Raw genomic sequence first — 22599 nt, 5'->3', positions numbered from 1 at the left:
CAGGTTATTGAAACTACTCGATTGGACCACGGAAATGTCCCAGGATCTTCGTGAAATACTAAACGCCGACACTATGGCAGGTTTGCAAAAGGCCACAATAGCAATTTGCTGCATACTTGTCGGTATCGATGGGTTTGAAATACTCGTCATGTCGTACTCGGCTACCGACATCCAGCGCGACTTCGATTTGAGCGCTGTGCAGCTCGGCTACCTGTTCAGTGGCGGATTGGTGGGCACTGCGCTCGGAGCATTTCTCATCTCTCCGCTGGCGGATAGATTTGGGCGGCGACCGCTGATCCTGGCTTCGCTGATGGTGATGACGATCGGTATGGGGCTGTGCGCGGTATCCACCGACTTCACGGTCTTGCTGAGCTTTCGTGTATTCACCGGGATCGGGATCGGTGCGATCGTATCCAACCTGGCTTCGCTGATCTCTGAGTACTCATCTTCGCGGCGTCGTGTTTCGATGCTTGGTTTCTACGGCGTGTCGTCTCCGCTCGGCGCGACGTTGTTCGGTGGCATCTCGGCGGTCCTCATTACGGAATTTGGTGGTTGGCGCTCTGCATTCTGGTTCGGATTTGCAATCACGGCACTGATGTTTTTCGTCTGCATGGCGTATCTTCCTGAATCTGTCGACTATCTTATCGAACGTAAACCTCGTAACGCTCTGTCCAAATATCAAAATATTGCTCGCAGACTGGGGCAGGATGTCTCTCTCTTCGCGGAACTTCCAGCTCGTCAGGAATTGAATAAGTCGACGGCGGGTTCACCAGTTGTTTCTCGTCTGCTGATCCGACGATCAATATTCCTCTTCGCGGCCTACGGTTTCTGTATGGCGGCATTCTACTTCGCCAACACTTGGACTCCGAAGCTGGTCGAAGAGTCTACTGGCAGTGACAGCTTCGGAATCGCAATCGGGTTGGTGGTCACGGCGGGCGGCGTCGTCTCAGGTATCGCCTATTCGTTCGTGGCCACGAAGGTGAACCCGATCGTTATCGCGATTATCTTGATGGTCTTCGGTTTTCCCGTATTTATACTGTTTGCCAACGTATTCGATATGTCGGCAATCGCGGTGGTGGTTGCGTTGCTTGTAGGCATCACCGCAAACGGCAGTGTCGTGGCGTACTACGCTTTGAGCCCACTCGTTTACCCCGCAGCAATCAGAAGTACGGCGGTAGGCTGGATGCTCGGTTGGGGCCGCGTCGTGTCGATCGTCGCTCCGCTGCTGACCGGCTTCCTGGTCGATTCGGGTTGGTCGTCAGGAAACCTTTTCGGGCTCTTCGGGGGCGTCCTTCTTCTCGCGGCGATCTTCAGCTGGCTGCTCTTACGGACCTATCCGAACCGACAGGGTGTTGACGGTATGCCCATCTCAGAACAAGTGCCGGCGAAGATGCCGTCCTCCTCGCGATAGGGCCTGTTCGCCAACGTGAAGGGACTATCGGCGCTTGGCGCCGGTGGTCCCTTCAGTTTGCTGGTTACCCGCCGTTACAAAGTCCGGGCGAGTCGGCGAGCATTGGCTGTCAAAAAGAGACGTGTGAGAGTGGAGTGCGCCGGTCGACGGTCCACGAGGGAAGGCCATCGTTGCCGCGACCGGCTGGACGGGCGCAAATGGTCACCGCGGTCGGCGGTGAACTCGGAAGGCAGCTTGTTCGCCCGCGCGTGTGGCTTGCGCAGTGCGTCCACTCCGCTGGCAGGCGACCAACTCCCGCGTCAGCCCGCTTCGTCCTTTGATAGCGATTGATCGATCGCCTCGAGAGAAATCCGCATCGACGCATCGCCCGCGAACTCCGGTGGCAGGCGATTGGCGACCCACAACATTCCCGTAGCAAACGCGGATTGCTCCACAAAAGTGGTCCTGCACATATTCTCGACGCGACGCGACGCGACGCGACGCGACGCGATGCGAAGCGTGCCCAGCAAGCATGGTTGCTTTGGGTCGACGCTCGGCGAGATCGCCCAATTCTGGTGGCAGTCGTGTGAATACCCGCGTTTCCGCACCCAACAGTGGGCTGTCTTCGCGTTCGTCGAACGAGAACATCTCCCGACAGACTGAGGCAGAGTTGATCGGTGGCATACCGCCGGCGTGCCGGAACCAGCGTGAACCCACGTCCCCGATACACCGCAGGGGACCGCAGATCCTCGCTCGTAAGTCCCTGGCCTTCTACTTCAGAAGGCTTGCACAAACCCCCTGCGCACCGGGGTGATGTGCCCTGGGTTCGGCGGTGACGCCATACTTGGTTTCAGGCCACGGGCTGGGTGGATTGGTAAAGCAGTTCGAACTCTATCGGAGTGCGCATTCCGAGTGCAGAATGACGCCTTTGTCGATTGTGGAAGATCTCGAGGTAGTCGAAGATCGCGTTGGCTAGCTCGATCCGCGTTCTCCAGCGTTTGCGGTTGAGTAGCTCGGTTTGCATTCTGCCCCAGAATGATTCGATCATTGCGTTGTCGTAGCAGTCGCCGATCGACCCCATCGACGGCACCAGCCCTGAGCGTTTGGCGCGATCGGTGAATGCCCAGGAAGTGAATTGCACTCCGTGGTCGGAGTGGATGGCCCCGCCGGCCTGGGGGTCGCGATTGCTGATGGCCATGCTCAGTGCGTTGGTGACCAGGGCGGCGGTCTGGCTCGAATCGATTGACCAGCCGACGACCCGGCGGGAGAAAGTGTCCAGGACCACCGCGCAGTACACCTTGCCTTCGTGGGTGCGATGCTCAGTGATGTCGGTGACCCACAACTGATTTGGTGACTTGCGGGTGAACATGCGCTTCACCAGATCGGTTGCAGTGGGGGTTTCGTGGCGGCTGCGTGGACGGCGGGTCCCGGGTAGTCCCTTCATGGCTGCGCGGGCCATCAGCATCTCGACCTGGTTATGGCCTACCGACAGCCCGAGTCCGAGGGTGAGCTCGGCGTGGACCCTGCGTGCACCGTAGGTGCCCCGTGAGGCGATGTGCACGGCCTGGATCTGTTCGGTGAGCCAAGCGTGGCGGATCGAGCGTGTCGAAGGCGGGCGTGAACGCCATTCGTAGTAACCCGACTCGGCGACCACGAGCAATCGACAGGCTTTCTGTACGGGAAGTTTCTCTGCGGCCATGGTGGCTATGGCCGCGTACCGCCTTTTGGGTCGTGTGGCTCCTTGAGCAGCTCATGAGCCCTTTTCAAGATCGCGACCTCGGTCTCGAGTTCACGAATCCGCTTGTTGGCCGCGCTGAGCTCTGCTTGCTCGGCACGGTTGAGTCCGGGCAATTGCCCGGTATCGATCTGTTCCTGGCGACGCCATCCGTAGATCGTTTGGTCGCTGATCTTCAGATCGGCGGCGATCTGGGCAATAGGTCGGCCAGCAGTGACGAGGTCGAGCACCTTACGGCGGAACTCTTCGGGATAACGCTTGGGCATGGGGCACGGCTCCTTCTGGAATCTCGTGATCAAAAGTCAAGCAAACGAACTCCGGGAAACCCAGGGCACATCAAAGCCTCCGGACACACCGGGGTGATTCAGTCAGAGGTTGCAGGAACGCGAAGCCCCGCGGCCAACATCGACCGAATCGGGTACTTCATCTGAACTGGATCCGGCTGGTCGGTCTTGAGAAATGCCGGCTGGGGGCACGGGGATGACGCCAGCATCTGCCACACGTTATACATCACTCTTCTTTAGCTGGCAGGGCGTATGGCGCCCGTCACATACTAATGGGCGGTGATCCAGAGTGGTTCGGTAGCAACGTGTATCGGCCCGCCGGGTTGGCCCGATTGCCGAACGCGATCTGGTGGGAACTCAGTGCCTGTGCGTTGCGGACCCAGTCCACGCGCACGCTGTCGGGATGGACAATCCTTGAGCGGCTGCGCGGAATCCTTCGGCTGAGTGCTCTTTTCTGAATGGGCGGAATCGACGAAACATGCAGGCCGTGAGTAGGTTATTCCGGCGACTGGCGGCTGAAGTGAAGCGCCAAATTCGCTCTTCCGGTTGTGCGATCACTGCGTCAAACATAGACTTCGGTTGTCTATCGGTCGACAGACTCATTACGAATGGGGATTGTCGAATCCACCAGTTCGCCCTTCAGGAAGCAACCGTCTACCTCTTCGAAGTGAAAGAAGCCCCATGGACACCGAGACATCTGGCAATGAACTCAAACCCGGACTCAAGCAGCGTCACCTGACAATGTTGTCGCTCGGCGGAGTGATCGGAGCAGCGCTCCTCGTCGGATCGAGCGCGATTATTCACGAGGCGGGCCCGCTTGCGTTTGTCTCCTATTTCGCGACAGGTTTGATTGTATTGTTCGTCATGCGGATGCTGGGGGAGATGGCTGCGGCGAAGCCGCGCTCTGGCGGCTTCGCCGATTACGCACTCATGGGACTTGGTAGGTGGGCCGGCTTCTCTACGGGATGGCTGTACTGGATCTTCTGGGTGATCGTTGTGGGATTCGAGGCCGTGGTCGGTGGCCAGATGGTGAACCAGTGGATCCCCGAGGTGCCCGTCGCGGTAGCTGGTCTGGTCTTCCTGGTGATCATGACGGGAGCGAACCTTCTGTCAGTGGGCAGCTTTGGTGAGACCGAGTTCTGGTTCGCCGGTATCAAGATCGTGGCGGTGGTTGCTTTTATCGTGGTTGCCGCGCTGGTGGTTTTTGGTGCTTGGCCAGGCACGGACATGGACTTTTCCAACCTATCCGGACACGGTGGGCTTCTTCCGAATGGGCCCGGCGCGCTTCTTGCGGGCGTCGGTGTGGTGATCTTCGCGATGACTGGCGCAGAGGTCGCCACCATTGCCGCAGCTGAGACGGCGGATCCGGCGAAGGCTATCCGGAAAGCCGTGAACACGATCGTGATTCGTATAGTTGGCTTCTTCGTGCTGTCGACACTCCTCATCGTGTTGGTAGTCCCGTGGGACGAGATCGTTCCCGGTGAATCGCCGTTCGTGACTGTGCTTGACCATATCGGTGTTCCGTATACCGTCGAGATGCTCAACTTCGTTGTCATGGTGGCGGTTCTTTCGGTCCTCAACGCGGGGATCTACACGTCCTCTCGCATGCTCTTTGTAATGGCGAAGCGCGGAGACGCGCCCGGATGGATGGTTCAGACCGACTCGCGCGGTGTTCCGGTGAAGGGTATTTTGTCGTGCACATTGGTGGCGTCATTGTGCCTGGGGTTGGCCATTATTTCGCCCGACACGGTCTTTCTGTTCTTGATCAATTCCTCGGGTGCGCTGATCTTGTTCGTGTATTTCTTGATTTGTCTCTCGGAGTTGAGGCTCCGGCGCAAGTGGGAAAAAGAGGAGCCGGAAATACTGCAATTTAAGATGATCCTGTTTCCGGCGTCGACCATCCTGGTTGCTCTCGCGATTCTGGCGGTGCTCGTCAGTATGGGGCTCAAGGCCGATACCCGGAGTCAATTGGTGAGTAGTTTGATCATCTGGGCCATCATCTCCGTTGCTTATGGTGTCAAGGCCATCATGGAAAGTAGGAGAGTGGGCGCGAAGGCGGAAGCCGCGGAGGTCGAAACCGGCGAGATGGTGACGACGACGTCGGAGTCGACGTCAACGCCGAAGTGAGTTAGCACTGGCTCCTGTGCCCGAGTTGGGCGCAGGAGCCGCTGCCTCTCGTGCGATCCCCGATAATCGTGCAGATGTCAACGAGGAGCTGGTACCGATGGTTGCAAATCCGCAAGAAGAGTTTGACGCCGATCAGATGTCGCCACTTGCCGGAGCTGTTTTTGACCATGTTGCGGTGGCCGCACCCCGTATCAGGGAGCTGTTGCCGTTGTACAAGGATCTTTTGGGTGGTGAGGTGAGTCACACAGGTGGCAGTGAAGCGCTGGGCTTTCGTGTGGTCCAACTCAGCTATCCAGACGGAAGCAAGATTGAGATGATGGAACCGACAGAAGGCTCCACCTTCTTCGACTCATTCTTTCGAAGAGGTGGTCACGGTGGATTGCATCACGTGACGTTTATTGTGCCTGACATCGATGTAGCGAAAGTCCAATGCGAAGGCTTGGGTTACCGAGTGTTTGGATTGCGCCGCAGCCCGGGATGGAATGAGCTCTTCGTCCACCCATCGTCGGCATCCGGGGTGCTGGTGCAACTCGCCGAGGTAACGGACGACGCAGCCGAGGTGGAGCTCATCGACCTGGAAACCTTCATCGCATCATGACCTTAGGCCGTGGATGTCACATCGCTTCAGGATCGGCAGCGGCGCGCTTTGCGCGTTCCGTCCTGGCGCCACGGCTGACTGTCCACACGACGATGATGACAACCGTGCTCCCGATCATCTGGATCAGAGATGGCCGCTCACCGAGAATGGCGATCGCCATCAGCAATGATGCAGCTGGTTGAATTAGGAGTATGGACGCTCCCACCTCAGCCGGCAGTTTCGGAAGTGCGGTAGCGATCAAGACCCAGCCGAGAACGCTGCTGCCAAGTGCCAGAACAAGTAACCACCCAATGCTCGTCCAGCCCGGCGCGAAGTCGATCGGCCCCCAGAAGAGCGCGAGCGCCGTTCCGACCAAACCCGAGGACAGTGTGGTCACGAGCACCTGGGACCACGGGCGGCGCGCAGCATCAGCTCGTGAAATGACAATAAGGTAGGCGCTGTATGCCAAGCCGGCTCCGAGCGCTAGTGCCGCACCGACGGCGTACGTATCCGAAGATCCCGAGCCCCCGGTCAATCCCCCCGCGAGAGCCAGCCCTGTGATCATTATGGGCAAAAGGGCCAGAAAGCGTCGCTGGATGCGTTCGCGAAAAATCGCCCACGCTATCAACGGAATGGCGATCACCTGCACGTTGACGAGAACTGAAGCGATTCCGGCGCCAACCATCGATATCGAAGTGGTCCAGAGGGCGAAATCGACGCCGAGCATCGCGCCGGCAAAGACGAGCAACCACAAGGTCTTCGCTTTGATTCGAGGTCGCACGCGACGCTCCATCAATGCGACCACCGCGAGTACTGGCGCAGCAATGAGGCACTTGTAGAAGTTGGTTGTAGCCGAAGTGACGTCCGCGAATTCGATTAGAATCGGAGAGGTCGCGATCATCAGGGCGCCCAGAGCCGCCGTTGCGGCCGACCGTGTATCGGTCGGCGTGCTCCGCGAAGTCGCCGTCAGCAAGATCGGATCCGTCACAAGTGTTTCCGTTCGGTCGTTCACGTTCGGCGCGTTGGCGCGAATTTTGAATTGATTCTTTTGCGGAATCAGGGCAAGATTACTGTATCAGTCGATCGATCGACTGAATATTTTGCGTCCCGGCTCCGATGGGTGCTGATGCAGCGTGTTCAGCGTTCTCGCATCGCAGTACAGAGCCGCATGGCGTCGCCTCTCGGGGGCGATGTACGAATCTTTGCGAAATGCCACGGTCACTTCGGCACAGTCAACGGGCGCCAGTGCCGACGGACCTTCCCCACTCGTGGCGCCCGGTATCGATCGAACAGGACTCAGAAACTCGTGACCCACGCACCTGCCGAGGCCGGATGGCCCCCGGGCTTTCGCAAGGAGCCTGATCCAAGACCGAATTGCGACGCCTCGCTGCTCGCTGGACTGACTTCCGGGGAGGTTCGATTCACGGTCGAGACAGTAGGGGAGGATGAGCTGGTCTTCACGGTTTATGCCGGTGGCCGGTCCATCCAGCTCGAGCGGATGATGCACCTGCTGACAAGCTTCGATGTCGAGATAACTGATCACCAGACGATGGTCCTCATTCGCGACGATGGCTTGGCATGCCGCCTCTACGAGTTCACGACCTCACCTTCGGTCGGCCATATTGCTTTCACGACGCCGAAGGGCATGCTCGGGACCCTAGCCGATGCGCTGGGCGCCATGTGGTCGAACCGATCCGAAATAGACCGGCTGGCAGCATTGGTGCGCACCGCCGGTCTGACGTGGTCGGAAGTCGTGGTGCTCCGCGCTTATGCACGGTTTTTGGGTCAGTCACAGTTGCCACACGACCAGAGTCGGATTCACGACGTCCTGGTGGAGTACCCGGTGATCGCTGCTGGGGTCGTTCGAATGTTCACGAACAAGTTTGATCCCGCCGGTATCTCCTCCGGTCCAGCGCTTCTTGTGTCGATGCGTCAAGCTCTGCTGCGTGAAATAGATCGGATCTCGGGCGCCGATGCGGACCGCGTCCTACGCGCGTATGTTTCTCTTGTCGATGCGACGGTGCGCACGAATTTCTACCGAACAACGAACGTGGAAACCCACGACGCTGCGGTGGCGTTCAAACTCACATCCGTTGAGCTGGTGGACTTGCTGCCCTCACCGCGGCCCCTGCATGAGATCTTTGTCTACTCTCCCGATACGGAGGGTGTTCATCTGCGATTCGGATCGGTCGCTCGAGGCGGCTTGCGGTGGTCTGACCGTCTCGATGACTATCGCACCGAGGTCCTAGGACTGGCCAAAGCGCAAACGGTGAAGAATGCAGTCATCGTGCCGGCCGGCGCCAAAGGTGGCTTCGTGATGCGCAACCCTCCGTTGGGGACGGGGGACCCCGCTTTGGACCGAGTCAACCTGCGCAAGACGGCCCTGCACTGCTACCAGCAGTTCATTCGCGGTCTGCTTGATCTGACGGATAACCGCACTGCGGATGGCGACCCGGTACGGCCTCATCAGGTCGTCTGCTACGACGATCCTGACCCCTACCTCGTCGTGGCGGCTGACAAAGGCACTGCGACGTTCTCCGATCAAGCGAATGCGATTGCAACTGAATACGATTACTGGCTCGGTGATGCATTCGCGTCGGGTGGTTCTGTCGGGTACGACCATAAGAGGATGGGTATCACGGCCCGTGGAACCTGGGTCAGCGCAACGCGTCATCTGGCCGAGCTGGGTGTGGATGTGCACAGGGACGTGTTCACGGTGGTCGGCATCGGTGACATGAGCGGTGACGTATTCGGCAATGGGATGCTCTTCAACTCGAACATTTCGTTGGTGGCTGCCTTTGATCATCGGCATATCTTCGTGGACCCGAATCCCGATACCGAGGCTGCCTGGAAGGAACGCTCGAGGCTGTTTAGGCTGGATACCTCTTCGTGGAATGAGTACGACCGCACCGTGTTGAGCGGCGGCGGTGGGGTGTGGAGGCGCGACAGTAAGTCGATTCCGGTGACAGCGGAAATGCGAACAGCGTTGGGCATCGACGACGGAGTGGAGTCCCTGACACCGCCGAACCTCATACGGGCGATATTGATGGCGCCAGTTCATCTGCTCTTCAACGGGGGAGTGGGAACCTACGTCAAGGCGGATCATGAAAGTCATGCCGACGCGGGCGACAAGGCTAACGATGTACTTCGCGTGGACGCGTCGCAATTGCGCGCGCAAGCGGTTGCGGAAGGCGGGAATCTAGGACTGACCCAAGCCGGACGTATCCAATTCGCCCGGACGGGTGGCCGAATCAACAATGACGCTGTTGACAACTCGGCTGGTGTGGACTGCTCCGATCATGAGGTGAACATCAAAATCCTGTTGGACGCCACTGCACAGACCTCCGAGGCGGTGAAACAGCGGCGTGCCGATCTCTTGGTCTCGATGACGGACGAAGTCGGAGAACTCGTTCTGGCCAACAACGCCGCGCAGAATCGTGCACTGGGGGAGGAGAACTCGCGGGCAGGAGAACGCCTGGCAGTGCACGCACGAATGATCACCGACCTTACCGAACGCCGCGGCTTGGACCGTGCCCTGGAGGGATTGCCGAGCGAAGCGGAACTCGACAAACGCCACCGGCTGGGAGAGGGCTTGACTCGGCCCGAGCTGGCAGTTCTGATGGCACACGCCAAGCTCGATCTCAAAACGGACTTGGTGACGACAGATGCTTTCTCTGACCCGTATTTCGTTGGTCGTCTCGGCCAGTATTTCCCGGCACGGTTGACTGAGCTGTGTGACCTCGAGAGTCACCCGCTGCGTCGCGAGATTCTGTTGACCGATGTGGTCAACGACATTTTCGCTTATGCGGGACTGAGCTATTCGTATCGCCTCCGTGCGGAATACGGGGCCACCGCTGGAGACGTCGTTCGCGCATTCGCTATGTCCGCCGAAGTGTTCGAGGTGCGGGAGCTGTGGCAAGCGACGATCTGCGCGAACCTTCCTCCGTCGACGGAGTACATCGTATTCAGCGAAATTCGGCGGCTTCTCGACCGCGGATCGCGCTGGTTCCTGACGAATCGCCCCCAACCATTGGACATCCGCGGCGAAATAGACCGCTTCCTCCCCGGCGGTATGTCACTGCCAGGGCCTGTCTCCAAATGGCTGAGGGGAGACGAACTCGATCGAATTCGCGAGACCTCTGCGGCGCTCGAGGATCTGGACGTCCCGTCACCGGTCGTGGACCGGGTGGCCGACGGCTTGTACCGGTTCAGCCTTCTCGACGTGATCGAAGTCGCGCAGGAGTGTGCCCAGGACGTGAGTGTTGTGGCTGCGACCTACTTCGCGGTATCTGAATATCTCGGCATCGATAAGTGGCTGATTGAGGTGTCGGCCCTACCCCGGAACGATCATTGGACTGCATTGGCGCGCCTGGCGATAAGAGAAGACATATACAGATCTCTACGTCTGCTCACCCGAGACGTATTCGCGTCAACCGCCCTGGAAAGTACCGACGACATGATCGCGAAATGGGCACACGCCAACAGTGCCAGAATAGACCGAGCTCGCCTCAGACTCGAAGTTCTAGCGGCGAAATCTCGTCATGACGTCGCTTCTCTCACTGTTGCAAATCGTGACATACGCTCGATCGTCTCGGATCAGTACTCAGGATTCGTGTTCTGAGAACAGGGCAGCGGCAATCCCAGCTGTAACGGCCGGCTTGTGAACGCCTAGCGAACGGACGAGCGGCGGTGTGAAGGGAGAACCAAGATCGGGCACGAAGAAGGCGGGCCTCCTTCGAGTATGTGACGGATGGTCACCGACCCGAAGGAAACCCGCCTGAACGGATCGTCCACGGTGTGGGTCGATCACTCCGCGGTGCTGAGGATCTCCGTGTTGCCCACCACTGCTTTGCTGGCTTCGGGTTTGGTGCGTCGCCGCCGTGAACGGGCGAACAGAGCCAGGACGCCGATGGCGACCGGTAATACTACCAGGATGACCCATTTCATCGAGTCGGCCGGCGCCTCAGGTGGATTGATGAAATCGTTTGCATAAAGCCACACCATCGCGGCCGCACCGATGACCGACGACGCCATCAGCCAGGGATTGAGTCGTCTGTCGCGGATTGCCATCACAATCGCGGCAACACAGATCAGGGCATATGGCACGACCCACGAGTACACGATGAGTGGAGCGATCAGCTTGTAGGCCTTCGGTGCGTCATCGGTGTAAACGGAAACAGAGATAGCTACTACCGCTGCCAGTACACACACCAATCCGATTGCGACGAAGGGTGTCTGACGTCGCCGATGGATGGTCGTCACGGCTTGTGGAAGTAGCCCGTCGCCGGCGAGCGCCAGCACGAAGCGAGAACCGTAATTCACGAACGCGATCAACGTGGCCAACGTGGCAATGGCCAGGACGAGGTCGGTGATCTCTCCGAAGAGAGAATTCAAACCGGCATTCGCCGCCAGGGCAGCGGGCGCCGACATGCCTTGGTCGAGCATGTCAGAAGATGCCTGCAATCCTGGCACTTGCAATATGGTGGAAGCAGCAAATGCGAAACCGAGTACGACCGGTACCGACATCACGGCGAGCGGCACCGACCTCTTCGGATCTTTCGTCTCAGACGCCAGAGCTGCGCAGCTCTCGAACCCGATCAGGTATGCGGTTGCAAGGGCCGTCGCGTTCAGGAGATCGCCGAAATCAGCATCGCCGAAGTCGAATTGGACCTGAAGATCCACTCCCGTGTGTACGGCGCTCACCACACTGACGAAAACGACCAGAGGGATCGAAATCGCAGCCAGGGCAATCGTGACCTTTACGGAGATGTCCAATCCCCGGTAGGCGATGGCGGCCGCCGCGACCAGCGCGACAACTCCGATCGTCAACTGAACACCGAGGTCGAATGCACCATCGAAACCCTGGGATAGAAGGAAGCTGCCTGCGAAGAGCGCTGTTATGAGCGCCAGTGCGCCGGTCAGGCAAGCAAAGCCGACGATCAAAGCGCCGCCGGTGACGTATTGGGCCCAGGTACCGAAGACGTGGCCCACGTACGAATAGATCGAACCGGACGCGACGTACCGCCGCGAGAAGTGAACCACGGAACCGCCCACTGCGGCGATCAATCCGCCCGCCAATGCCGTCGCAAGCCATCCAGTCGGTCCGGCTGTCGACCATACGAGCATGGGCACAAGGGCAATGGCGACAGCAGGGAAGAACGACGACAACGACAGTGCGAGGAGCCGCGAGCGACTGAGCTGGATTGTGCCGAGTTGGTTTGCTTTTGAGTCGGTTACATCTGGCGGATCAAATGTAGACATCTGTACCTCTCCTGGCCCAGTGTGGTTGGGATCAGTGTTCATGGATGATGACCCCTCGGATATTTCGCCCCTCGTGCAGATCCGTATAGGCGTCATTGATTTCGTCCAGCGCGTAACGTTTTGTCACGAGCTCGTCGAGCTTGAGGCGACCGTCGCGGTAGTACTGGAGCAACGACGGGATGTCCCAGGTTGGATTTCCGTTTCCGAACAGCACTCCGCGTAGAGTTTTGGCGTAAGTCACCAATTCGAGTGGGTTGATAGCTATACCGGGGGAGTTTTGGCCAAGCGACACGACCGCCACAATTCCCTCTTTGCGAACGGATTGGAATGCGCGCCCGATGATTGCGCCATCGGCGACACCTACGGAAACGATCGCTGAATCGGCTCCCTGCCCATTCGTCACCGACGCGACAAAGTCTTGAGCTTTCTCCATCGATGCGAAAGCGTGGGTCGCGCCAAAGACCAGCGCCTGTTGCCGCTTGAACTCGACGGGATCGACCGCGACGATATTCGACGCGCCCGCGTGGTGGGCGCCTTGTACAGCATTCATGCCGATACCGCCCACGCCTATGATCACGGTCGTGTCGCGGGGGCGGACCTTTGCTGCATTAACCGCTGTACCCCAGCCGGTGACCACGCCGCAGGACACCAAACATGCGATGTCAAACGGGAGGTCTTTGTCTACTTTGATCGCCTGTGCTTGATCGGTCACAAGGTAATTTGAGAAGGTTCCCAGGCGCTGCATTGCGCCCAGCGGCCGGCCCGTAGACGTCAGGCTGAAACGGGGGAGACCGTCTAGGCCATAGCCCTTTCCCATTTCGGCACCGCGGTCACAGATGTACTGCATTCCCTGTACGCACCACCTGCACCGACCGCAGGACGGCAAGAATGCCGTGACTACGTGATCACCCACCTCCAACCCAATGACGCCGGTGCCGACCGCGTCGACGATGCCTGCTCCCTCATGGCCGCCGACCATGGGCAATTCGTCCGGTAAGTCTCCGGTAGCCAGGTGGTCGTCGGAGTGACACAGTCCGGATGCCATTACTTTGATTCGAACCTCTCCATGCCCAGGGTCGGCAAGGTCCAGCTCGGAAACCTCCCACTTCTCCCCGACAGAATGGATGACAGCACCCCGGGTGCGGATTTTCAATGTTCTTCCTATCGCAGGTGAGATGGACAACTCTTTCCAAAAATCCGGTTTGAACGAATAATTCGCTCATATGGCCATCCCGGCAGGAGGCAAAGCGCAACTGAAAGAAGTTGGTCCGAGAGACGAATCTGTTGTCAATCCGTTGGGTAATCAGCATCAATGCTGAATTCTCTTTAGGGCTACCAATGCACGGGTGTGGTCGTTGTGCGTCGCCGTAAGCGAAGGGTTCGTGCCCCGACCACGTTCACCGATGGCCGGGGCACGGTTGTGATGCCATCGAAGCACCCGCAGTCTCTTGTGGATATCTGATGGCGCTTCTAGCGTTGTGTCAGTCGGTCGACCGACAAGTAGCAGTTTGTCAGCGGCTGCGTGGTGTGTCAAGGCTCACTGCGCCGTAAACGTATTTGTGACCGAGGGCGATGGTCTGCCAAAGCGTATTCGCTGCACACCTGCCTTGGCAGCTAAGTCGAGGCCTTACTCTTCGCCGTCGCGTCGGGTCGCGCCGACCAGGCTTTTGTGTGCGTGTGCAAGGCTCGTAGGAACTTCGCGACCTAGGCTGCGATCCTCGCTCACTATGGACGATCCATCCGGCGACGCCTCCGCGGGATAGCCGCGCTATGGAGTGCTGTCACCGCAAGTAGGGACCTCTTGCAGGACCTCTTGCGAGGACTCGATGCTGTATCGATGATCCGCCCCGACTAAACGGCCTTGATCGTGCACAGATAGGGCGCGGCTTCGGCTGTTGTGATGACAAATCCGACAGCCGGCATGGCGCGCAAGGGGTATTCGGACTCAGGATCGTCGCGATGGGCATCGAGCAGTGGGTTCGACGGGACGCCCAGGTCAGCTCGGATCTGCGGATCTGTGTCTGGAGCCACCGGTCGGAGAGCTGGCGGAGGGCTTGAGGTTCTACCCGCGACTCCGCGACGGATACCCGCCGTCGCAGTCGAGCCGTTTTCACGACCGGGGACCACCTCCCGCTTTCGGGGGAAGCCCCCTTCCGGCCGATTTCGCCTGGGCAGCCATGTAGTGTCTCGGCGTAGGACTGCACCATTCTGCTTGAGTGACTGAATGCGCCTGTCAGCCCACGTAATTCGGCGGATTCTATAGAGGCGACAACGGACGACGATCGTCGTCGCTGCCGGCGCGTCGCGTCCAATTGGTCAATGCCGTCGGGCGCGCGTCCAAGTCCTCGGCGATTTGATTGTCACTTCATTGTCACGATCCCGGACGAGACTGGCCGGGGTGGGAGTGTCGATGCGTTCCAGCGGGACCGTGGGATTCATCGCGGCGTGTGCCGATCATGACTGTTGGACTGTCTTGTTGGGTGTTTGCCGCTTCTGGCCCGGGATCAAGTGCCCATAGCCGGTTGGCATATCTTGAGGCGAGGAGTCAGTAGGCCGCTCGGTCGTTCGACTGGTCGGGTGTATGATGCTGGTTGAAGACTCGCCCGGGGAAGGAAGCCGTGTCGGCTAAAAAGCAAACCAAGCGTACTGATGAACCTGCGACCGGCGTGAAGGCCCGCCAAGCGAGTGTCGACTTGTGGTTCGACAGGGGATATCATGGCGCCTCTTTGCGTGATATCGCGAAAGCGGTTGGCGTTCAAATGTCGACGTTGTATTACTACTACCCCAGCAAGCAGGACCTTCTCGTGGAGGTCATGTCCGAGACCATGGATCACCTGATTGCAGATGTATCGGCAGCAATATCCGGTGTGTCGACGCCTCGTGAGCGACTCATAGCCGGCATCGTATCCCACGTAATGTTCCATGCCAGTCGTCGAAAAGAAATCTTCATCACGGATACCGAGATTCGTTCGCTGGAGGCGGATCAGAGACGTTTTATTGTGGCGAAGAGGGACCACTACTCGAAGCTGTTTCACGATGTAATGGAGGAAGGCAGATATCGTGGTCAGTTCAGCTTCGAAGACGCTTCGGTAACTCTTTCTTCACTATTTGGGATGATCAACACTGTGCCTGTCTGGTACAACCCAGATGGCCCGTTGGCATTGGCTGATATTGCAGATCAGATTGCTGGCATCTTTCTCAATGGCGTTGGCGTGGGGCCGCGTGAGTCGGTGGTGCCGGCGAAGGAGAATGAGGCAGCGGGCGCTTGATCTAGCGGTGGCGGTGAACTTGCCGTGGCTCTATGCGATCACATGGTCGCCTGTGTGTGGATTGCTGGGCCGTTGAACTGGTCCGCGGACGGTCTCGTTTGTCCCGCTGATGTTGTACGTTGAACTCAGGCTCGACAGGTCGATGAACTATTGACCTCGACGACGGCAGTGATAGGTCCGTTCGATCCACCGTGGCGATCTCGATCCGCAGTTGCTCACGGGTGTCACACCGACGGCGGTCGAGCACATTACGTTGCAGCAGAGCGAAGAAACTCTCAGTCGCCGCCGCATTGTCACCACACGGCCCAACCTTCCCCATTGAGCGGACCAGACCGTGCATGTTCAAAGCATGCACGAAACTGCAATCTGCTGTTGCGGCCTCGTTTTTACCGAATGCCGACCACCAGCCGTTGTCGCGGCAGATTCGCCAGGCGGTCCGCTCACGCATAGATTCTTCGACTTGCGCTGCCTCGCCGGCGAGGAACCGACATCCGAACTACCTGCTCGATTGTCACTTCATCGCCGTGACCACGGGCGACGCGTACCACGTCGTCACGGAACTCTTGAGGGTAAGGATCGGGCACAACCACATCCTTCCCGGCCGCCCGCGGGAAAGCCAGATCAGATGTCACCTTTTAGTGCAGCAGTCCCGTCCGTCTTAGCAGGTGTGTCGTGCGCGTCGCTATCTTCGGTTCGTGTAGGCGCGTCAATTGACAGTGCGGATCAGCTTCTTGTTGGCGAACTCGTCTATTCCTGAGCGGCCCAGTTCCCGTCCGAAGCCGGATCTCTTAATACCGCCGAACGGAAGCTCCACGCCTTCGGCCTGCACGCCGTTGATAAAGACCATCCCTGCTTCCAAGCTGTGCGCGACACGGAGAGCCTGCTCAGGATCAGTGGTGAAGACGTACGACCCGAGACCAAACGGTGAGTCGTTGGCGATTTCGATCGCCTCCCTTTCCGAACCGGCTCGGAATACCGTTGCGACGGGCCCGAAAAGCTCATCGGAGTAGATCAATGATTGTTTCGGTACGTCTGTCAGGACTCCTGGAGGAAAGTGCGCTCCTGTTCGAACCCCTTTGGTTGCAAGTTGGGCCCCGTCTGCGATGGCCTGGTCCACCTGCTCTCCAAGGGATCTAGCCGACTCGGTGGAGGATAGTGGGGTCAATCCATCTGCAGCGGCCAACATTTGGTGGGTGAACTCGGCGACGAACGCATCGTAAAGCTCATCAACAACAATGAACCGTTTCGCCGCGTTGCAGGCCTGTCCGACATTGCCGAGTCGGCTGGCTACGGCGGCCCCGACGGTCGAGATCAAATCTTCGGTACTTAACACGATGAACGGATCTGAGCCACCGAGTTCGAGTACAACCTTTTTCAGATGGCGTCCCGCCACCTCGGCGACGGCGGCGCCTGCCTTCTCGGATCCGGTGAGCGACACACCGACAACGCGGGGGTCGGCGATCGCCGCGGCAATCTGCTCATTCGTGGCAAAGACATTGACATAAGCGCCTTCGGGAAATCCCGCCTCGACGAATATCGCGGCGATGGTCTCGGCGGAGTTGGGGCATTGCCGCGCATGTTTGAGCACGATGGGGTTACCCAGGATGAGATTTGGGGCGGCGAAGCGTGCCACTTGGTAGTAAGGGAAGTTCCACGGCATGACTCCGATTAGGACACCCAACGCAGACCTACGAACAAATGCTGTTCCGGATCCCTCTAGAAGATCGATCGGTTCATCGGCAAGGAAACATTCTGCATTGTCGGCGTAGTACTCAAAGATCGCGGCAGAGAAGTCGACTTCGGCTTCTGCCTCTTCAATCGATTTGCCCATCTCGCAGTGGATGATCCGGGCTAGTGACTCGCGGCGTTCGAGATAGAGGGCGGCCACCCTTCGAAGGATGTCGGCCCGTTCAGCCACTGATCCTGACAGGCGCCAATGCCGGTGCACCGCCGCAGCCGAAGCCAAAGCGGTTTCAACCTGCTGATCGGTAGCTTGTGGGTAGATTTTGACCGTCTCGCCGGTGGCCGGGTTCACTACCGCATAGTGACTCACGTAGTCATTCCCTTCATCTGAACTACTTGGTTTCATACAGACTATCGGTCGATCGACCGTTTGACCATGGCTAAGTGAACGGAGAGTAGGTATCCGCCCAGGCGTCGGGATGGCAGAAAAGAAGAGAGCTCGTATTGATTCTGCGAAGCAAGCAGGGCACTATTATTATCAGTCGGTCGTTCGACTCACAGTGGAATGTCAGGTCTAACGTGTGTCGATGCGGTGTACGTGCCGTATTGGGCCGCGACGACCTCGAGTGTTGGAGAGGATTTATATGTCACAGGCACCGTTTTCCGGCCGCGAGGTGGCTATCGTCGAGGCGGCGCGTACCGCTGTTGGACGTGGTCATCCTGAGAAGGGGGTCTTCCGAGACGTTTATCCCTCGACTCTCTTGGCAAGTGTCTACACAGGTCTAGTCGAGCGGTCAGGAATTGAACCGGCGATCGTCGAGGATGTTGCTGCCGGTTGCTGCGAGCAGTGGGGCGAGCAGGGCATGAACATCGCCCGTAATGCATGGCTTGAAGCCGGGTTGCCGGTTGAGACGCCGGCCGCCACGATTGATCGGCAGTGTGGGTCGTCGCAGCAGGCGATCAACTACATGGCTGCGTTGATTGCCTCCGGGGTGCACGACACTGCGATTGGCGCTGGTGTCGAGCACATGGGTCGTAACTCGATCAGCAAGGCCGAAGAGGTTATCGACACCTACGGAAGCCCGTTCTCGCCGACTTTGCTCGAGCGGCACGCGCTCATTCACCAGGGTCTTTCTGCGGAAATGATTGCAGACAAATGGGACCTGTCGCGGCAGGAGCTCGACGAGATCGCTGCCCGGTCTCATGCGCGTGCCGATCTCGCCACGCGCGAGGGACGGTTTGAACGCGAAATCATTCCGTTCAACACCGGTAGTGAAATCATCACGCTGGATCAGGGCATTCGCCCGGGCACGACGGTCGAGAAGCTTGCCGGTCTTCGGCCTGCTTTCAAGGAGGACGGGACGGGCAAGCTGACTGCCGGTAACTCCTCGCAGATCTCCGATGGCGCGGCGGGCGTGTTGCTGATGGAGCGGAAGAAGGCTGAATCGCTAGGGTTGCCAATCCGTGCGATCATCGTTGACCAGGTCACTGTTGGTGTTGACCCCATCATCATGCTCACCGGTCCCATACCGGCAACGCGTCGCATCCTCGATCGCAACAAGTTGAGCATCGACGATATCGATTTGTTTGAGGTCAACGAGGCCTTTGCCAGTGTGCTCGGGGCTTGGGAACGTGAACTCAAAGCTGACATGAACAAGGTCAATGTCAACGGCGGCGCTATCGCACTGGGCCACGCGATGGGCGGGACCGGTGCGCGCCTGATCACCACGCTGCTGCATGAGCTCGAGCGCACTGATACCGAGCAGGGACTTGTGACGATGTGTGTGGGTGGCGGTATCGGTACCGGCACCTTGATCCGCCGAGTCTGACCAACGGCGGCAAACCCGCCGAGCGGTCGCACCGCATCGCTCTGCCTCGCACGTGGCAGAGCGCGAGTGTCTGACAAAACCACGGTCCGTCGGCGCTGCCAACGGCGCCAGCGCCGACGGACCTTTCCTCTTTGCCCGGAAAACAACCAGGATGTGATTTCACCAGATGTCTACGAGAACTCGAGTTGCAGCGTCTATCTCGGCTGTCTCCGCGCGCGCACTAGTAGCGTTGCAAGTGGCTGCAACAGTTGTATTTTTCGTGGGAATGTTTGTGGGACTGTGCATCTGGTCTCTTGTTAAAGTCCCAATCCGGGCGTACTCGGAATTCAGTGGCGGATCGCACTGATAGGGCGCTTGCGCCAATATATTTTCGATCTCAGTGTCGTCGTATGGTGGCTTCAAGCTGTCCGCCTGGTACCTCTGAGCGTCGCGTAAACCACAAGACCTTTGACTCCGTAACGGTTGCTGCCTCCGTCAATCTGCGGGGGCCGCGTCGGCTTACCTCGGGCGATTGATTCAAATTAGGCCGCAGTCTTCCGCGTGTGGTGTCGGAACGACGAGTTGGCAATGTTCTACCGAGACTGGGAGCTTGAAATGAGTGTGGGTGTTGTGCGCGAAACGGCGGCGGGGGAACGCCGAGTCGCGCTGGTTCCGAAGGTCGCGGCCGCTTTGGTGAACAAGGGTGTGCCGGTGATCGTGGAGTCGGGCGCGGGTTTGGGTGCGTTGATTCCTGATGAGTTGTATGTCGAGGCCGGTGCGTCGATCGGCGATCCGTGGTCGGCTGAGGTGGTTGTGAAGGTTGCCCCGCCCACCGATGCCGAGATCGGGAAGTTGTCGTCGGGTTCGTCGTTGATCGGTTTTCTGAATCCGCGTGATGCGCAGAATCAGATCGGCGCTTTGAAGTCGGCGGGTGTGCAGGCCTTCGCTGTCGAGGCGATTCCACGTATCTCGCGGGCTCAGTCGATGGATGCGTTGTCCTCGCAGGCCAACGTCGCCGGCTATAAGGCGGTGATCTTGGCGGCTGAACGCTCGACCCGGTTTTTCCCGATGTTGACCACTGCTGCCGGGACGGTGAAGCCGGCCACGGTCTTGGTGCTCGGTGTGGGTGTGGCCGGGCTGCAGGCGCTGGCCACGGCCAAGCGTCTGGGTGCGCGGACCACCGGTTACGACGTGCGTCCGGAGGTGGCCGAGCAGGTCAAGTCCGTCGGCGGGCAGTGGCTCGATCTGGGGATCGACGCCGCCGGTGAGGGTGGATACGCCCGCGAGTTGACCGAAGACGAACGCGCACAACAACAGCAGGCTCTGGAAAACGCGATCAAGGGTTTTGACGTGGTCATCACGACCGCGTTGGTGCCGGGTCGCCCGGCGCCGCGTCTGGTGACCGCGGCGGCGGTGCAGGGCATGAAGCCCGGCAGTGTGGTGGTCGATCTGGCCGGTGAGACCGGTGGTAACTGTGAGTTGACCGAGCCGGGCCAGGAAGTCATCCGTCATGACGTGATGATCTGCTCGCCGTTGAATCTTCCGGCGGGTATGCCCGAGCATGCCTCGGAGCTGTATTCGAAGAACATTCTTGCGTTGATCGAGTTGATGCTCGATGAGGGCGGCAAGATCGTCCCGGATTTCGATGATGAAATCCTCGCCGCGGCCTGTGTCACCCGCGAACCAGTGACAACCAATTCGGCTGGAGCCGGGAAGGCAGGTGCCTGATATGTATTCGGGTCTTCTCGCGAATATCGCGATTCTTGTACTGGCCGGATTTGTTGGCTTCGCCGTCATCTCCAAGGTGCCCAACACCCTGCACACACCGTTGATGTCGGGTACCAACGCCATTCACGGTGTGGTGGTGCTCGGTGCGTTGGTCGTGTTGGGCCGTTTGCCCGATGATGCCCCGTGGGGTGTGCGGATCATCGCGTTCGTCGCGTTGATCTTCGGCACCCTCAACGTCGTTGGTGGGTTCTTGGTCACCGACCGGATGCTGGGAATGTTCAAGGGCAAAAAGGCGCCGGCCGCATCGCAGGGAGCTGACAAGTGAACAACCTGGTCAACATTCTTTATATCGTCGCGTTCTCGCTGTTCATTCTGGGTTTGTCGGGTCTGACCGGACCCAAGACCGCGGTGCGCGGCAACTGGATTGCTGCTGCCGGTATGGGTTTGGCGGTGATCGCCACGCTGATCGAGATCCGCGACACCTATGCGATCAACTGGATTTTGATCGTGGCCGGTCTGGCGATCGGTGTGATCTTGGGTGTGCCGCCGGCCAAGCGCACCAAGATGACCGCGATGCCGCAGCTGGTCGCGTTGTTCAACGGTGTCGGTGGCGGCACGGTCGCGTTGATCGCGTGGGCCGAGTTCATCGAGACCGCAGGGTTTTCCGAGTTCAAGCACGGTGAATCCCCGACCATCCACATCGTGATCGGGTCGCTGTTCGCGGCGATCATCGGTTCGGTCTCGTTCTGGGGTTCGCTGATCGCGTTCCTCAAGCTGCAAGAGCTGATGAACAAGAACGTCGAGAAGGCATTCGTCCGCAACGCCAAGGTGTTCCAGATCGCGAACATCGTGCTGCTGGCGGTGGCGATCGCGGCGTGTGTGTTCATCGGTGTCAACGCCAGCCCGGGTGAGGGTTCCTCGCAGTGGTGGATCGTGCTGGTGCTCGTCGCCGCCGGGATTATGGGCTTGTTTGTGGTGTTGCCGATCGGTGGCGCGGATATGCCGGTGGTCATCTCACTGCTCAACGCGTTGACCGGCCTGTCCGCTGCGGCAGCAGGTTTGGCGCTCAACAACACCGCGATGATCGTGGCCGGCATGATCGTCGGCGCCTCGGGTTCGATCCTGACCAACCTGATGGCCACCGCGATGAACCGGTCGATCCCGGCGATCGTGTTCGGATCGTTCGGTGGTGGCGGTGCGGCCGGGGCTGCCGGCCCGGCCGGTGAGCAGGGCACCGTCAAGGCCACCAGTGCCGCTGATGCCGCGATTCAGATGGCCTATGCCTCGCAGGTGATCGTGGTCCCCGGTTACGGGTTGGCGGTCGCGCAGGCGCAGCATGCGGTCAAGGACATGGCGAGCATCTTGGAGGAGAAGGGCGTCGAGGTGAAGTACGCCATTCACCCGGTCGCCGGCCGGATGCCCGGACACATGAATGTGCTGCTGGCCGAGGCTGATGTCGAGTACGACGCGATGAAGGAAATGGACGACATCAACGGCGAGTTCGCCCGTACCGATGTCACCCTGGTCATCGGCGCCAACGACGTCACCAACCCCGCCGCGCGTAACGATCCGTCGTCCCCGATCCACGGGATGCCGATCCTCAACGTCGATCAGTCCCGTTCGGTGATCGTCCTCAAACGCGGTATGGCCTCCGGGTATGCCGGTATCGACAACCCGTTGTTCACCGCACCGGGTACCTCGATGCTCTTCGGCGATGCCAAGAAGTCGGTCGGCCTG

General features: G+C 59.2%; 14 protein-coding genes and 2 pseudogenes. 9 read left to right on the top strand and 7 right to left on the bottom strand.

The annotated features are described in order from the left end of the window. The first annotated feature begins 34 nt into the window (after positions 1–34). Positions 35–1411: an MFS transporter gene (locus AC51GR_RS23730; protein WP_496327118.1), complete on the top strand. Its 1377-nt coding sequence runs from the start codon at positions 35–37 to the stop codon at positions 1409–1411. Positions 1412–2240: 829 nt separating this feature from the next. Here the strand turns inward: AC51GR_RS23730 and AC51GR_RS23725 are convergent. Beyond that, positions 2241–3391 (bottom strand): annotated as a pseudogene (locus tag AC51GR_RS23725) (IS3 family transposase). A gap of 699 nt (positions 3392–4090) precedes the next feature. Here AC51GR_RS23725 and AC51GR_RS23720 point away from each other — a divergent pair. Beyond that, a complete protein-coding gene (locus AC51GR_RS23720) occupies positions 4091–5536 on the top strand; it encodes an amino acid permease (protein ID WP_496327117.1) in 1446 nt (481 codons plus the stop codon). A 97-nt stretch (positions 5537–5633) separates the two neighbouring features. Beyond that, on the top strand, positions 5634–6134 hold the full coding sequence (locus AC51GR_RS23715; RefSeq protein WP_496327116.1) for a VOC family protein: 501 nt from the start codon (positions 5634–5636) through the stop codon (positions 6132–6134). A 16-nt stretch (positions 6135–6150) separates the two neighbouring features. Here AC51GR_RS23715 and AC51GR_RS23710 read toward each other — a convergent pair whose 3' ends face one another. Then, positions 6151–7101 (bottom strand): DMT family transporter, encoded by a 951-nt coding sequence (locus tag AC51GR_RS23710; RefSeq protein WP_496327115.1) that lies wholly within the window; start codon positions 7099–7101, stop codon positions 6151–6153. 318 nt (positions 7102–7419) lie between these two features. On the opposite strand from AC51GR_RS23710, the gene AC51GR_RS23705 reads away from it, so the two are divergent. Next, entirely contained in the window at positions 7420–10734 is a 3315-nt protein-coding gene (locus tag AC51GR_RS23705; RefSeq protein ID WP_496327114.1) for an NAD-glutamate dehydrogenase domain-containing protein, read from the top strand. Positions 10735–10919: 185 nt separating this feature from the next. Here the strand turns inward: AC51GR_RS23705 and AC51GR_RS23700 are convergent, their stop codons facing one another. The 3 genes from AC51GR_RS23700 to AC51GR_RS23690 all read right to left on the bottom strand — a co-directional run bounded on the left by AC51GR_RS23700 (position 10920) and on the right by AC51GR_RS23690 (position 14405). Further along, positions 10920–12374 (bottom strand): APC family permease, encoded by a 1455-nt coding sequence (locus tag AC51GR_RS23700; protein WP_496327113.1) that lies wholly within the window; start codon positions 12372–12374, stop codon positions 10920–10922. 31 nt (positions 12375–12405) lie between these two features. Further along, positions 12406–13521, bottom strand: coding sequence for an NDMA-dependent alcohol dehydrogenase (locus AC51GR_RS23695; RefSeq protein WP_496327192.1), 1116 nt, complete (start codon positions 13519–13521; stop codon positions 12406–12408). 704 nt (positions 13522–14225) lie between these two features. Further along, entirely contained in the window at positions 14226–14405 is a 180-nt protein-coding gene (locus tag AC51GR_RS23690; RefSeq protein WP_496327112.1) for a hypothetical protein, read from the bottom strand. A 587-nt stretch (positions 14406–14992) separates the two neighbouring features. Between AC51GR_RS23690 and AC51GR_RS23685 the strand changes: the two genes are divergently transcribed. Beyond that, the gene (locus AC51GR_RS23685) at positions 14993–15643 is read left to right on the top strand and encodes a TetR/AcrR family transcriptional regulator (protein ID WP_496327111.1); all 651 of its coding nucleotides are present in this window, start codon (positions 14993–14995) and stop codon (positions 15641–15643) included. Positions 15644–15799: 156 nt separating this feature from the next. Here the strand turns inward: AC51GR_RS23685 and AC51GR_RS23680 are convergent. Further along, positions 15800–16001 (bottom strand): annotated as a pseudogene (locus AC51GR_RS23680) (IS3 family transposase); the annotation flags it as partial. Between the two features lie 348 nt (positions 16002–16349). Further along, the gene (locus AC51GR_RS23675) at positions 16350–17696 is read right to left on the bottom strand and encodes an aldehyde dehydrogenase family protein (RefSeq protein ID WP_496327110.1); all 1347 of its coding nucleotides are present in this window, start codon (positions 17694–17696) and stop codon (positions 16350–16352) included. Positions 17697–17970: 274 nt separating this feature from the next. Here AC51GR_RS23675 and AC51GR_RS23670 point away from each other — a divergent pair, with 274 nt between their 5' ends. The 4 genes from AC51GR_RS23670 to AC51GR_RS23655 form a co-directional block, all read left to right on the top strand. Further along, positions 17971–19155, top strand: a complete 1185-nt coding sequence (locus AC51GR_RS23670) for a thiolase family protein (protein WP_496327109.1) — start codon at positions 17971–17973, stop codon at positions 19153–19155. Between the two features lie 594 nt (positions 19156–19749). Then, positions 19750–20862 (top strand): Re/Si-specific NAD(P)(+) transhydrogenase subunit alpha, encoded by a 1113-nt coding sequence (locus tag AC51GR_RS23665; RefSeq protein ID WP_496324122.1) that lies wholly within the window; start codon positions 19750–19752, stop codon positions 20860–20862. Position 20863: 1 nt separating this feature from the next. Next, positions 20864–21187: an NAD(P) transhydrogenase subunit alpha part 2 gene (locus tag AC51GR_RS23660; protein WP_496324121.1), complete on the top strand. Its 324-nt coding sequence runs from the start codon at positions 20864–20866 to the stop codon at positions 21185–21187. Next, positions 21184–22599: NAD(P)(+) transhydrogenase (Re/Si-specific) subunit beta (locus AC51GR_RS23655; protein ID WP_496324120.1), on the top strand; the 1416-nt coding region annotated here is incomplete at its 3' end. The genes AC51GR_RS23660 and AC51GR_RS23655, both read left to right, overlap by 4 nt.

This window comes from Williamsia sp. z71, from assembly GCF_059553375.1.
This window is presented reverse-complemented; position numbering and strand designations above follow the sequence as displayed.

Coding starts and splice junctions, on each gene's coding strand:
- AC51GR_RS23660 (WP_496324121.1), top strand. CDS start 20,864: ATGTATTCGGGTCTTCTCGCGAATATCGCGATTCTTGTACTGGCCGGA.
- AC51GR_RS23720 (WP_496327117.1), top strand. CDS start 4,091: ATGGACACCGAGACATCTGGCAATGAACTCAAACCCGGACTCAAGCAG.
- AC51GR_RS23700 (WP_496327113.1), bottom strand. CDS start 12,374: ATGTCTACATTTGATCCGCCAGATGTAACCGACTCAAAAGCAAACCAA.
- AC51GR_RS23715 (WP_496327116.1), top strand. CDS start 5,634: ATGGTTGCAAATCCGCAAGAAGAGTTTGACGCCGATCAGATGTCGCCA.
- AC51GR_RS23670 (WP_496327109.1), top strand. CDS start 17,971: ATGTCACAGGCACCGTTTTCCGGCCGCGAGGTGGCTATCGTCGAGGCG.
- AC51GR_RS23665 (WP_496324122.1), top strand. CDS start 19,750: ATGAGTGTGGGTGTTGTGCGCGAAACGGCGGCGGGGGAACGCCGAGTC.
- AC51GR_RS23730 (WP_496327118.1), top strand. CDS start 35: ATGTCCCAGGATCTTCGTGAAATACTAAACGCCGACACTATGGCAGGT.